Origin of the sequence: Halalkalibacter krulwichiae (assembly GCF_002109385.1) — a bacterium.
GTDB lineage: Bacteria > Bacillota > Bacilli > Bacillales > Bacillaceae_D > Halalkalibacter > Halalkalibacter krulwichiae.
On sequence record NZ_CP020814.1, the window covers coordinates 544,171 to 557,636 of the forward strand.

Below are 13,466 nucleotides of genomic sequence, written 5' to 3' on the forward strand. Positions count from 1 at the left end.
TCCGTAAAATGAGTGTTGAAACTAGACAGTTAGGAGATGAACAATGTTTGATCCAACTATTTTTGAGAACTTAAAAGTAGGGTTTGAAAATTACGTCTATGATCTCGATAACCTTTCGAAAGAAGTTGAGGTAGTTGATCGTCAAGATATACTTGATATGGCGGTAATGGAGAGGAAATTTTCAATAACTTTCCATTTGAGCTTACTAGAAGCGGTAAAAGCAGAAATTGTTCTGAAGTCGAGTGTAAAGGATTTAGCAGCAGAGATATTAGAGTCTCCTGATGGAAAGCCAGGGTGTTCGTTGTTCATTTATTTCTATAAACAGGTGCATCAGGTCGAAGAAGAATGTAAGACAATCCAAGCACTTGTTGAAAAGATTTGGGATCAAGAAAAGAAGCCTATCCAAACATTAAGCTTTGTCCATGATCAAAAACCAGTCGTTTTTGAGAACCGAATTGAAGTTTCATTTAACCGTCAAATCAATGAAGAACAAATGGGTGATATCCCAGAACTGATCGATTATGTCTTACATACACTTGAACAATTACATAAAGTATAGAAATCGGACCTGTTTCTGCAGGTCTTTTTTGTGTATCTGCCCTTCTTTTTGACAAATACTAAGAACAATAAAGATTTGAAAGATAGGTGAAAAAGATGCCGGAATTGCCTGAGATGGAGAATTATAAGCGCCTTTTAACGGAAAGGTTAGTTGGAAAAACAATAAAAGGTGTGAACATTACGAGGGGAAAAACGGTAAATCTTCCTATTGAACCATTTATCAATGAAGTTCAAGGCAGAAAAATAGTTATGATTGATAGGAGGGCAAAGTATTTAATCTTTAAGCTTGATTCCGGAAAGAATTTATTGCTCCATCTGATGCTTGGAGGACTAATGTATGTTGGTAATGAGAATGATAGTCCGGACCGAACAAAGCAAGTGACACTTGACTTTGGCGGAGTTCAGCTGTTCTTTATTGGTCTTCGATTAGGATTTCTGCATGTTCTAACAAGTCATAAACTAGATGAACAGTTCAATGAATTAGGACCAGAGCCTCTCGATCCTCAATTTACATTGGTTGCTTTTAATGAGCTAATGGAGAAACGACGAGGATTGATTAAGACGACGTTAGTAAACCAAAAGATTATATCAGGAATTGGCAACTTATATTCTGATGAAATCTGCTTTATCGCTGAATTGTTGCCAACAAGAACAATGAATGAATTGAGCGATCAAGAGCGCTCAAAATTATATACAAGTATGCAGACTGTATTGAAGAGGGGATTGTCATTAGGGGGGTATATTGATTTACCTGTGTTTCAGGGAGATACATTAACAGGTTCTTATAATGATCATTGCTATGTCTATGATCGGGAAGGAGAGCCTTGTCCAAGGTGCCAACATTTGATTATTAAGGATGAAGTTTCTTCTCGCAAGACATTCTTTTGTAAAATGTGCCAACGGTGATGGTAAAAGCCAAAGAGGGAGATCCCAAAAGGTTGCATTCTGACCTTTTGAGACTTCCCAAAGCTAATGCCTAATTCTCGTTTGGAAGATTTCAAAGTTTGTATGTGATGCTTGTTAGTTGATCAGAGGCAACTGCAACGTGTTCAGCGGCTTTGTTAATCTCTTCGAAAATAAGAGTTAAATCCTTCATTTCATCTGCAATCTTCACATTTTGCTGTTTCATCTTATTCATTGAATCTAATATTTCATCAAAAAATTGATTCGTCTGGCTCGATTCATTTGTTCCTTTTTCAATGTACGTTGTATTCTCATCTATCGATTGAGACATTGCACTTGTGTATCGATTGATTTCATGAACCAAATTTGAAACTTCTGCTACAGTATTTTTTGTATTTTCAGCTAACTTTCTTACTTCGCTCGCAACAACAGCAAAGCCTCTACCATGTTCACCTGCACGAGCGGCTTCAATCGATGCGTTTAGAGCAAGTAAGTTGGTTTGGTCAGCAATGGAAGTAACAATCTTGGAAATTTGTTCAATTTTTTTAGAAGTCGTGATAAGTTGTTCCATTTCCGATGAAATGTTCTTCATATTGGTTTGAGTATCAAGCATGATCTTTTCTAGGTGATTCAAACGACTTTTGCCATCTTTTGACTTAGATTCAGTTTGGATCGCAATGGCTGAACTAGAGTCTGTTAAATGTTGAATTTGAGTCGCCTTCATTGATATCTCATGAATAGAAGAGCTTGTTTCTTCACTAACTGCGGCTAATTCTTCTGCATTTTCGTTTACTTTGCTTTTTAACAAGGTTGTTTGTGATTCTGCCTCTGTACGAATCTGTTCATTTTTAAGCTCGTATGCTTCTAATACGAGTTGTTGCTCAAGATTTAGAATTTTTGAAACAGAAGTGATTATTTGTTTAAATTCTTCCTTTGTGGAAGTGTGCTGAACCATGATCTCAATTAACGATGCGAGAAGGTCTTGGAATGCACACATATACCATTTAGGCTCTAAGCCAATTCGTACATGAACATGGGCAATAATATTACGTTGTTCAATAAAGGCATCATTAATTCGTCCGCTAAACATCTCATAGATATGTTTGTAGAGTGTTTTTTTCAAACGATCAACTGAGCTGTTTTCCTTAATGATGGCCATTAAGGAAGGCTCTTGGCCAAGATTTTCGTAAAATTGGTTAACAATCGAGTCGAGATGGTTTTTGACGATTGGTTGAACGGTTTTAATGATCATGAGGTCTTCGATTGTTAAATTAATCAGTTTGATCTGTTGCGAAACAGTGGTTGATTGACTTAGGTCTATCGTAACTTCACTACGTTTCGTTTCCAAAGATGACAACAAACTATTTTCTTTAGTTGATTTAAACTTTAAAAAAGGATTCATTTTGTGACACACCTTTATAACCATTTAAGGTAATTGAAAGCCTTGTTTATTTTTATATAAATATTGATTAATGTCTGGATCAGACAAAGGGGGACTAAAAAGATACCCTTGAATATCATTACAGTTCTTTTCTTTTAATAGAGTTAACTGTTCTTTCGTTTCGACTCCTTCTGCAACGACATTATATTTTAACGTATGACTCACAGAGATAATCGCTTCAATAATAGCCAAGTCTACTTGGCTCTCTTCTATTTCTTTTACAAAATCACGATCAATCTTCACTGTATTTATCGGTAATTTCTTTAAATAGTTAAGAGAAGAATAACCAGTTCCAAAATCATCAATTGCTAAGTGGACTCCAATCGAACGTAAGGAATGGAGGACGTTAATAATATGGTCTGTATGCGTCAGAGCAACGGTTTCTGTTATTTCAATCTCAAGTTGCTCGGCTCTTAGGTTACTTTCAGCCAAAGTCTCTCTTACCTGATTGATGAAATCACTTTGTAAAAGCTGAATAATCGAAGCATTTACCGAAATGCGTAACGGAAAACCGAGCTCATTGAGCTCACTTGCTTTTAAACATGCTTTCTTTAACACCCAGTTTCCGATTTCATGAATTACCCCGATTTGCTCCGCGATTGGAATAAAGTCACTAGGAGGAATGAAGTTGTTCTTGGCGTCTTTCCAGCGGATTAACGCTTCTAAGCCAATAATCTCTCCTGATTGAATAGAAACTTTTGGTTGATAATACAACTGAAATTCTTGCTCATCAATAGCTTTTCGAAGTTTATTTTCAATTTTCACTCTTTTGGTAATAACCTCTTGTTGCCCGTCATTAAAGAATATATAGCGTTTGCCGGTGCTCTTCTTGGCACTATACATAGCGATATCGACTTGCTGTTTTAATTCCTCAATGTTCACCCCATTCTCTGGAAATAAGCTGATCCCAATGCTAGGTGAAAGGAATATTTCTTTACCTGAAATGTACAGAGGCTTTGAATGATGGCTGATAATTGTTTCAGCAAGTTGTTGAACTTGAGAAAGATCCTGATAAGGGAAAACAAAAGAAAATTCATCCCCACCAGTACGATAGATCGTTAGATTACGTATATTTGCTTTACTTAATCTCGTTGCCAATCTTATTAATACTTGGTCTCCAAAAGGGTGGCCATAAGCATCATTAACTAGCTTAAAACGGTCAATATCCAAATATAGTAAAGCAAATGAAAGCCCCTTGCTAATTAATTCATTTAATCTCTTATTTAGTCTTAGGCTATTTGGTAATGACGTTAAAATGTCGCTATAAGCTAGGTTTTGATAGCGCTTCTTGCTTAAGCGTAATTCATATTCCATTTGTTTTTTTGGTGTGATGTCATTACGAATGGAAACATATTGAAATGGTTTTCCATCCTCGTCTAAAAATGGAACAATCGTTGTATCTACCCAATAATAAGTGCCGTCCTTTGCTTGATTCTTCACTTCTCCTTTCCAAACGATTCCTCTTCTAATTGTCGTCCACATATCTACAAAAAAAGCTTTAGGGTGATAACCAGAATTAACAAGGCGATGGGTATTTCCTAGTAATTCTAGTAATTCTTCTCTCGTATATTGAGAGATTTCACAAAACTTATCATTAACATATGTGATCTTCCCACTAATATCAGTAAATGCGAGTATGGAAGATTGATCTAACGCATATTTTGTGTCTAATAATTCCTTTGAGATGCTTGAGTAATTTAACAAAGCATCTTGGTTTAACATAAAGTGATCTCTCCTTGGTATGGCTCAAGATGAATTTAATATCGTGATAAAGTTTTGGCAAAAAACGACTCATGTATGAAAATTGTCATATTATATCTGATTATCTCACAATTTGGATAAATAGAACCACTTCTTTTTACATAGTTAAAGTTATCCCTATTTCAACTATTAATATAGTGATTAGGTGAGTCTGTTTATAGAGATGTTTAATGGATTGAATTTTCTGTTAATTAATCTCACAAAATCAATGTTTGATTTTAGTATTTCATACAAAATAGATGAAAAGAAATGGATAGGAAATAGCAGGATGAATAAAAGGTTCGAGCTGAGAGGGGTGAGTAGTATGTTATCAGTACAAAAGGTTTGGAAGCCAAGCAATTTAAACGAGGCATGGGAATTGATAACGAGCAGCAAAAAGGAAGGAGTCTGTATCGTTGCTGGGGGAACCTGGCTGCGGACACAGTGGGAAGCCAGTCTTCTCCCTTTAACTACTAATTTGGTAAGTTTAGAAAATATCAAGGAGATGACTTCTATAACAGAAAGTAAAGAGAATGAGTTGATGATTGGTTCGCAGGTCACACTTGCAGATTGTTTAGAAGATAAAAGGTTAAAAAGGTATACACCCTTACTAATAAAAGCATGTAGAAAAATTGCTGCACCATCGATACGAAATCAGGCTACGATTGGCGGTAACATATACACGAAAGCCGGAGATACAATTCCTGCTTTGTTAGTTGAACGAGCGAAACTTGTTTGGTTCAATGGTGTCGAGATTGAAATACAGTCAATTGAATCATGGCTCATTGTTTCTTCGATTAAGCAAGAAGTTCGACTTTTAGTAGGTGTAAAAATAGAAATAGATGAAAAGGACCAAGTGAACTTTGCCTTTTTTAAAAAGATTGGAAGAAGAGAAACATTTACAGCATCACTTGTTACTATAGCAGGGAAAGGATCGATTAGAGAGGGGCGCTTTGAGAATGTTCGATTAGCTGCTGGAGGATCATTCTCACCCTTAAGGCTATCTGATACAGAGTTGGAATTAGGCAATCAACAAATGAATCTGTCGAGCATTCACGACCAAATTATTTCAGAAATTCAAGCAAACGCCGATCCCTATGCTTCTGCAGATTACAAGAAAATTATTACAGCTAATATCATCTTGAGCGAGTTAGATCAAATTATGAAGCATACAGGGAAGGGGGTCTCATAATGTGGTTAAATCAGAAATCAAGTGGTGATCGCTGGAAAGTTCGCCCTGATGGTGAGGAGAAAGTAACTGGAAAGTTACGCTACTTAACAGATATGACGTGTCCCAATATGGTCTATGGCAGAGTGTTAAGGAGTGGCATTCCCCATGCTAAAATTCTCTCCATCTCCATAGAAAAAGCCAAATTACTATCTGGAGTATTAGCTGTCATTACTTATAAGGACATACCAGGGTTAAATGGTTTTGGTATAAGTACTCCCGACCAACCAGTATTTGTCGATCACCTTGTTCGTTATGAAGGAGATGCAGTGGCTGCAGTGGCTGCTGTTTCTGATGAAATAGCTGAAGAGGCATTATCACTTATCGAAGTTGAATACGAGCAATTGTCGGTCATTGATACAACAGAAAAGGCGTTAGCAGAAAATGCGACAAAGTTGCATCCGCAAGGGAATATATTGCATGAAACAGAGTTTTCCAAGGGAGATGTTGATTTGGCTTTTGCCGAGTGTAATGCAGTAATAGAAGAGACGTATCTCACTCCTAGACAAATGCATACGTATTTAGAAACAGAAGGAGGGCTTTTTGTTCCCGAGGAAGACGGTCGACTAAGTGTTTATGCGCCAACGCAACATGGATACAAGGATCGGATGCAACTTTCCAGAATTTTGGCGATGGATGAAGATCAAATTCGTATTATTTCTAGTCCAATAGGTGGTTCATTTGGCGGGAAGGATGAATTGAACGTCCAGCCCTACGGTGCTTTACTGTCTATTTATTGTAATCGACCTGTGAAAATGCACTACTCAAGATGGGAGTCAGTTGTTGCTGGTTTGAAGAGGCATCCAATGCGTATAACAATGAAAACAGGGGTGAATGCACAAGGGAGATTGCTTGCTCATAAAGTAGAGATTGTCTCCGATACAGGTGCCTACTCAACGCTCGGAGGGGCCGTTTTAAACTTTGCTACAGAGCATGCAGTTGGCCCGTATATGATCTCGAACGTTGAAATAAAAGGCAAAGCAGTTTACACGAATAATGGAGTTTCTGGAGAATTTAGAGGATTTGGGGGAAACCAAGTTATTTTTGCGTTAGAGGGGCAAATGGATCGTTTAGCGGAAAGGTTACATCTCGATCCGTGGCAATTTAGGAAAATGAACTTGCGAAGTAAAGATGATTTAGGACCATTAGGACAAAGGATTGTTCCAACAAAAGGCCCTAATCAAGTATGCGAAGCAATACAATCCTCCTCGCTTTGGAGGAAAAGGGAGAAATTAAATGTAGAAGGAAAACCTTGGATAAAAAAAGGAGTCGGTGCTGCAGTTGCCATGCATGGTTCAGGTTTAGGGTATGGACTCCCAGACCATGCAGGAGGAACGATTCGATTAAACTCGGCAGGTAAAATTGAAGTTGCTTTTGGTCATGAAGAATTTGGTCAAGGTCTAATTAGTACGTTGGAAATTCTACTTATTAATCATTTTGAGTGCCGAAGAGAAGATGTAAGTATTGTGATTGGCGATACGGACTTAGTTCCACCTAGTGGTTCCTCTACTGCTTCTAGAACGACCAATATGGTTTGGCAAGCATTAAATCAATTAAAGAAGCCGTTTTTAGAAGCTATGTTTAACAAAATTTATGAGCTTACTGGACTTGAAAAGAGTAATTTAACAACGGGCCAAGGAGGAATTTGGCTAAAGCAACAAAAGAAAGAAATTTTGGCCATGACATATAAGGAGTTAGCAGAAAAGGGAGACTGTTTTGAATGTACGACTAGCTTTCACTATCCGGTTACTCCTGATCCTATTATCGGTGCTCATTATTTGTATACAAGTACAGCTGTTATTGTGGAGGTGGAAGTGAATCGATTAACTGGAATGGTCAAAGTTAATCAGATTGATCATACCGTAGCAGCGGGCCCTGTTGTTAATCCGATGGGCTATTTAGGACAGATCGAGGGTGGTGGCGTTATGGCTCTTGGCTTTACTTTAACCGAGGATGCCCTTATTCACGAAGGGAAGTATGTCACAAAAAATTTGGATACGTATCTAATACCAACTATTTTTGATGTGCCTGAGCAACATCGGGTATCAGCGATAGAAGAGTTGCCAGAAGGTGACTCGTTTGGCCCGCGTGGAGTCGGAGAGGTGGGATCAGTTGCCCTAGCGCCTGCAATCGTTGCAGCCATTAGAGATGCAACAGGAGTGTGGGTTAATGAATTACCAATTAAGCCTGAACAGCTAATGCGGCGGTTTCAAGAGGAAGTCGCTGAGATTGGAGGAGAGTATGGGACATGAAACCAATGTGCAAGCTACATCTAGTTTTCATTTAACGATGGAGTTAAATGGAGATCAGGTGAGCATAGAGGTGAATCCTTCGAGAAGATTAATTGATATTCTTCGTAGTGATCTCTGTTTAACAGGGACAAAAGTCTCCTGTGAAATGGGTAGATGTGGTGTATGCATGGTGCTAATTGATGGAAAACAACATAATGCCTGTTTAACGATGGCGTATCAATGTGATGGCAAAAAGATTGTTACAATTGAGGGAATCGCCGAAGAAAAGCTTGATCCTATTCAGCAAGCTTTTTTAGAGGAAGGCGGGTTTCAGTGTGGCTATTGCACACCTGGAATGATCATATCTCTTAAGGCATTACTTCAAGAAAACTGTGAACCTAGTTTTGAAGAATTAAAGGAAGGGTTATCGGGAAATTTGTGTCGTTGTACAGGTTATGGAGGGATATACAGGGTATTAAGACGTTTAAGTTGTCCAAATGCAAGAGCGTAAAGGAGAGAAGAACCTTGAGAGAATTTTATCATTATCTTCAAATTCTAAAGAAACGCAAAGAGAATAGTGGAGTGATAGCGACAGTAGTCAAAGTAGAGGGTTCAGCCTATCGCCATGAAGGAGCAAAAATGCTGTTTTTCGAGGATGGTACTCAATACGGTTTGATAAGTGGAGGGTGTCTTGAAGAGGACCTAAGCTTTCACTCAGAGGAAGTGCTTCATAGTTGTGAACCAAAAATAGTTACGTATGATCTAAGAGTAGAAGACGATCTTGGTTGGGGACTAGGGGCGGGGTGTAACGGAAAAGTAACGATTCTGATGGAGCCTATTAGATGGAATAACTTGTTGGCAACTGTTCTGGAGGAATTAGAACAAGGGCATACAGTTGTTTCCATTCGTAAATTAAGTAATGAAGAAGATAGATTTCAAGCGTTTTATTCTAGTAATGGGAAGTGGTTAGGTAATTCGCTTCAAAGAGAATCTGTATCTTTGAAAGCGACTGTGTTGGATTTTATTTCTTCAGAACAAGTATTAATGGAGCAGAATAAAATTGATTCAGTCTCTCATTTTTTATTCGAGCGCCTTGAAAGCAAAGAAAAGTTGTATATATTTGGTGCTGGTCCTGATGTCGAACCTCTAGTCAAAAGGGCAGCTGAGTTTGATTTTTGTCCAATTGTGATAGATCCGAGAGAAGATCGATGTCATTCTAAGTATTTTTCAGATGCTGCTTTACTCGTATGCGAGCATCCAGAAACGTTTATAGCCAAAAATCAAATTGAGTTTGATAGTTATATTGTCATCATCACCCATAGTTTTACTAGAGATCAACAGCTTTTACATCATTTTATTCATCATCGGCCTAAGTATTTAGGGATTTTAGGACCGAAACGGAGAACAGAACGGCTGTTACATCCTGAGAAAGTTCCAAGTTGGCTTCATTCTCCTATTGGTGTAGACATTTATGCAGAGGGGGCCGATGAGATTAGCATAAGTATATTAGCTCAACTAATTAAGGTTCGAAATCAAAAAAGAAATAGAAAAGATAGGAGAACGATTCAATCGACTGCGGTTTAAGAAAGGGTGATTACTTGGAAAGACATCGGATAGCTGCTGTTATTTTAGCTGCCGGTACATCCAACCGTTTGGGGAGAAAAGCAAAGCAGCTGTTGCCTTTAGGGGAAAGACGGATTCTTCAACATGTAATTGATTTAACTATTCAACAAGAGTTTGATCAAATTTTGGTTGTCATTGGTTATCAGGCAAAACGTGTTCAAAAAATGATTTCTCTACAAGGTGCAAGGCAAGCAAATTGGCTTGTCAACGATCAGTATCGTGATGGACAAAGCAAATCCTTTTTAATGGCGTTAGCTCATATAAATCCAATGATCCAATCTGTTATGTTCTTTCTTGGCGACCAGCCATTTATTAAGCATCAAACGATTGAGCAAATAAAGGCAAGTGGTTTGAAAAGGCAATTGAAGGAAGAGAAGCCTTTTGTCGTTCGTCCTTCTTATAATGGGAAAGTGGGGCACCCTATCTATTGGGGAAATCATCATTGTATAGACTTCGAGAGTGTTACTGGAGATGAAGGTGGTCGCTCGCTCTTTAAATTCATTAAAGTGGAGCAGATTGAGGTTGAGGATTTTGGAGTTGGTTTTGATATTGATACACCTAAAGATTATCAAGAAGCTTTGGCTCATTTAGAAAGGGTTCAATGAATAGAGATAATAATTGAAGACTAAAAAACAGATCAATAAAGGTTGCAAAAACTACTACGAGGTGAATGGAACACCTTTCATTTTAAAGCCTGATACGAGAAATCACTCGCATCAGGCTTTGAAAAATCAGTTCTATGTCTCCTAAATACTTTGTTTTTCGTTAGCTGTGAAAAAGGATCGAATAAATATAGCAATTCTAAGTCTTAACGTTTCATCTGCCCCTTTGATTTCAATCCCTAATAGATCCTCGCATTTTTTTATTCTGTAGATGACGGTATTACGGTGAATATATAGGGTCTTTGCTGTCTCGGAGATTTGACAGTTGTTATTCAAATAAACAGTAAGTGTTTGAATGAGATCATCTTTCTCTTTATCTTCTGGATTGGCAAGTTCTCTTAGGGTCGATTTGTGAAATTCTTTTAATTTTTGTAGAGGAACTGATTTGAAAATTTCTGCTAACTCTTTAATTCTATACGTTTTAATAAAACGTTTTTTGTTTTCGCGATAACCAGATCTCAATGCGTCTACCGCTTCTTGAAAGGAAGTTGGAATTTCTTTGATCCTTTCGGTGTAATTGCTAACTCCAAAAGACATAGGAGCATCCAATACATGATATAAATCGAGTTGAACTTCGGTAATAGCATCTACTATATTTTGTTCAACATCCTCATTATAAAAAGTAAAGCCAATTAAGATTGTAAAGAGGTCCCCTTTTGTAAATACTATGGAGCTTTCAAATTGTTTAGAAAGGATGGATTCTAGCATGTCATAGATTCGGTCTCTTCTTAAAATAAGTTCTTTTTCGGTTTGTAGTGGGTGTGTTTCTTGGTAAATGTCTGCAAGGGCATCCATTTTACAAGTAACACAAATGTATTGAAGTGATTTGGTAAGATCGTATGCCTTTCCTCGATTAATAATTTCTTCTTCGGTTGGAATCATTCCATCGACAAGATCGGAGAAGAACTCATTTTTTAACCTTCTTGAATGTTGCTCGAGAGCATGATGCTTCATAAATTCAAATGAAATGACATTTGCAGCTTGTTCAACGGCGAGTGTAAAAGGAGATGCAGGTGCGAAAGTCTGCCCGAAGATAATAATATATCCTTTTTGTTGATTTGTTGTGTTAATTGGGTAAATGGAGAATTCCTTAAGATCATCTCCAGAACTTTCTCGGGGGAGCGTTAAGACTTTGTAAGTATCTAAGTCTTCATGATGAATTTTCTCATGAATATGCCAGTAGATCTCAAAAAAAGCTTCTTTATCAATCCCTTTTGAATAAGCCATAATATCAAGACGATAATTTAATAGAATGACTGGAAGGTTCAAAATAGTGGAGAGACTATCGATGATATTTGTAAAGCCGCCACCAGAAATAACAATATCGGTAAATTTACGATGAATGTTTAAGGCATAATGTAACTCATGTGTACGCTCTCTTAAGATGCAGCTTAAGGCTTCGTTTAGCATATCTCCTAATGAATAGCTCAGTGGAATTTCAATAATGGGGAAATTAAGCTCATTTGCCAATTCAATTACATTTTCAGGAATCACATTGAGAAACCTTTTCGTTTTAAGTCCTAATCCTGAACATCCTTGCTCGGCCATTTGTTTAACGAGATTAATAAGGGCATTTGGAGTATTTTTAATAGAATATGCCGTAGTTAGTAGTAGTTGTTCGTGATTTAAATAATCAATGATATCTGGAGCATCCATAAGGTTGACCGATTGAACTGTCTTTGTAATCCCTTTTTCACCTGCTACCACGGCAGCATCTTTAAAAGTAGGTAATTCTAAAATATCTATTAACCTCATTTTCCTCACTCCTTCATCTAATCATCAAATCTCTTGTGAATAATGTACAAGAAAAATGACTCATCGAAAACTTTCTCGTTAGAAAATCTTACGAATTTTATATGTGAATTGGTTAATTCATACAAAGTAGCAATAAGATAAAAGGTTTCTTCATTCGTTAAACATTGTTAAAGACTGCTATTTAATCTGACAATCGAGCCAAGGGTTAGAGTTAAGTTTGCAGGCCTATGTATCGTTAAACAATCACGTCAACCCTATATAGGAGGGTAGTGTTGGAAGAGATAAAGGAAAAATATATTTGTGCCAGTTAACTAAATGCAAGTAAAGTTTTTAGTTGTTATAAACAATGACTCAAACAGGATAGAACTTATATGCTGTGTGTATTCATTCATCTCAAAGGTAAGACGAGGGGGGCTTTAATGAGTTATTCAATCGAAGATGTTAATAAAATGTCAAAGCAAATGTTTGTTGAAAAGATTGGTTCCGTATTTGAACTTTCACCTTGGATTGCGGAGCAGGCATGGGAGGAGCATCCTTATGATCATGTTAATAGTCTGTACGAGGTAATGGTTAATAAGATGTATGAAGCTAACATGGAATTGCAACTTGGTTTGTTGAAAGCACACCCCGATTTAGGAACAAAGCTTGAAATGACCGATTCTTCCATAGGTGAACAAAGCGAGGCGGGGTTGAGTGAGTTAACAGATGAAGAGTACAAAGAATTTTCAAAGTTAAATCGTCTATATATGGATCGCTTTGCATTCCCTTTTATAATGGCAGTCAAAGGATGCAATAAAGATTTAATTAAAGAATGCATGTATAAAAGAATTGAAAATGACTTTGATAAAGAGTTCCAAACAGCCTTAAGAGAGGTTTGTAAAATAGCCCGCTTTAGGTTGATTCAATTATTTAACCAACCTAATTAAATAGACGGTTTAAGGAGGAGAAAGATGGCAGGTCAATTAACAACACATGTGCTAGACATGAGTAGAGGTGTGCCAGCAGAAAATGTTTATGTGGTCCTTAGAAAATTAAAAGAGTGTGGCCAACTACATAAGGTTGCAGCAGGACAGACAAATAGCAATGGAAGGCTAGATCAACCATTAATAGCTGGTGCTTCGATGCAAAAGGGAATCTATCAGCTTCAATTTCATATAGGTAATTATTTCGAGAAATTTCCTATGGGCGATTCTCCATTTCTAGATCTTGTGCCCATTCAATTTTCAATTTCAAATGAAAGTGAGCACTATCATGTTCCGTTATTGATTGCGCCAGGTGGTTACAGTACATATCGAGGTAGTTAATAAAACGAGGGAGTGGAAAAA

The 13,466-nt window shown here is 37.3% G+C and carries 12 protein-coding genes; 9 read left to right on the forward strand and 3 right to left on the reverse strand.

Translation table 11 applies throughout. The features are described from left to right. Positions 1 to 43: 43 nt before the first annotated feature. Positions 44 to 559 (forward strand): hypothetical protein, encoded by a 516-nt coding sequence (locus BkAM31D_RS02835; protein ID WP_066157914.1) that lies wholly within the window; start codon positions 44 to 46, stop codon positions 557 to 559. 95 nt (positions 560 to 654) lie between these two features. Further along, the gene (locus tag BkAM31D_RS02840) at positions 655 to 1,464 is read left to right on the forward strand and encodes an Fpg/Nei family DNA glycosylase (protein ID WP_066157912.1); all 810 of its coding nucleotides are present in this window, start codon (positions 655 to 657) and stop codon (positions 1,462 to 1,464) included. Positions 1,465 to 1,555: 91 nt separating this feature from the next. Here the strand turns inward: BkAM31D_RS02840 and BkAM31D_RS02845 are convergent, their stop codons facing one another. Both BkAM31D_RS02845 and BkAM31D_RS02850 read right to left on the reverse strand, forming a co-directional pair. Continuing rightward, positions 1,556 to 2,863 (reverse strand): globin-coupled sensor protein, encoded by a 1,308-nt coding sequence (locus tag BkAM31D_RS02845; RefSeq protein WP_066157909.1) that lies wholly within the window; start codon positions 2,861 to 2,863, stop codon positions 1,556 to 1,558. 24 nt (positions 2,864 to 2,887) lie between these two features. Then, the gene (locus BkAM31D_RS02850; protein ID WP_066157906.1) at positions 2,888 to 4,624 is read right to left on the reverse strand and encodes a putative bifunctional diguanylate cyclase/phosphodiesterase; all 1,737 of its coding nucleotides are present in this window, start codon (positions 4,622 to 4,624) and stop codon (positions 2,888 to 2,890) included. Between the two features lie 343 nt (positions 4,625 to 4,967). Here BkAM31D_RS02850 and BkAM31D_RS02855 point away from each other — a divergent pair, with 343 nt between their 5' ends. The 5 genes from BkAM31D_RS02855 to BkAM31D_RS02875 are packed head-to-tail and all read left to right on the forward strand — an operon-like array spanning position 4,968 to position 10,329. Beyond that, positions 4,968 to 5,834: an FAD binding domain-containing protein gene (locus BkAM31D_RS02855; protein WP_066157903.1), complete on the forward strand. Its 867-nt coding sequence runs from the start codon at positions 4,968 to 4,970 to the stop codon at positions 5,832 to 5,834. Continuing rightward, positions 5,834 to 8,122: a xanthine dehydrogenase subunit D gene (gene pucD, locus BkAM31D_RS02860; protein WP_066157901.1), complete on the forward strand. Its 2,289-nt coding sequence runs from the start codon at positions 5,834 to 5,836 to the stop codon at positions 8,120 to 8,122. Before BkAM31D_RS02855 ends, pucD begins: the two co-directional genes overlap by 1 nt. Beyond that, a complete protein-coding gene (gene pucE / locus BkAM31D_RS02865) occupies positions 8,112 to 8,612 on the forward strand; it encodes a xanthine dehydrogenase subunit E (protein WP_066157899.1) in 501 nt (166 codons plus the stop codon). The genes pucD and pucE overlap by 11 nt, the downstream gene beginning before the upstream one ends. A gap of 14 nt (positions 8,613 to 8,626) precedes the next feature. After that, positions 8,627 to 9,685, forward strand: a complete 1,059-nt coding sequence (locus BkAM31D_RS02870; protein ID WP_066157895.1) for an XdhC family protein — start codon at positions 8,627 to 8,629, stop codon at positions 9,683 to 9,685. Positions 9,686 to 9,699: 14 nt separating this feature from the next. Beyond that, the gene (locus tag BkAM31D_RS02875) at positions 9,700 to 10,329 is read left to right on the forward strand and encodes a nucleotidyltransferase family protein (RefSeq protein WP_066157891.1); all 630 of its coding nucleotides are present in this window, start codon (positions 9,700 to 9,702) and stop codon (positions 10,327 to 10,329) included. A 141-nt stretch (positions 10,330 to 10,470) separates the two neighbouring features. Here the strand turns inward: BkAM31D_RS02875 and BkAM31D_RS02880 are convergent, their stop codons facing one another. Further along, positions 10,471 to 12,141 carry a PucR family transcriptional regulator gene (locus BkAM31D_RS02880; protein WP_066157888.1) on the reverse strand — a complete coding sequence of 557 codons (1,671 nt, stop codon included), beginning with the start codon at positions 12,139 to 12,141 and terminating at the stop codon, positions 10,471 to 10,473. A 419-nt stretch (positions 12,142 to 12,560) separates the two neighbouring features. Between BkAM31D_RS02880 and uraD the strand changes: the two genes are divergently transcribed. Together uraD and uraH are read left to right on the forward strand one after the other, a co-directional pair. Beyond that, entirely contained in the window at positions 12,561 to 13,067 is a 507-nt protein-coding gene (gene uraD, locus BkAM31D_RS02885) for a 2-oxo-4-hydroxy-4-carboxy-5-ureidoimidazoline decarboxylase (protein WP_066157885.1), read from the forward strand. Between the two features lie 24 nt (positions 13,068 to 13,091). Further along, positions 13,092 to 13,445 carry a hydroxyisourate hydrolase gene (uraH, locus tag BkAM31D_RS02890; RefSeq protein ID WP_066157883.1) on the forward strand — a complete coding sequence of 118 codons (354 nt, stop codon included), beginning with the start codon at positions 13,092 to 13,094 and terminating at the stop codon, positions 13,443 to 13,445. Positions 13,446 to 13,466 lie beyond the last annotated feature (21 nt).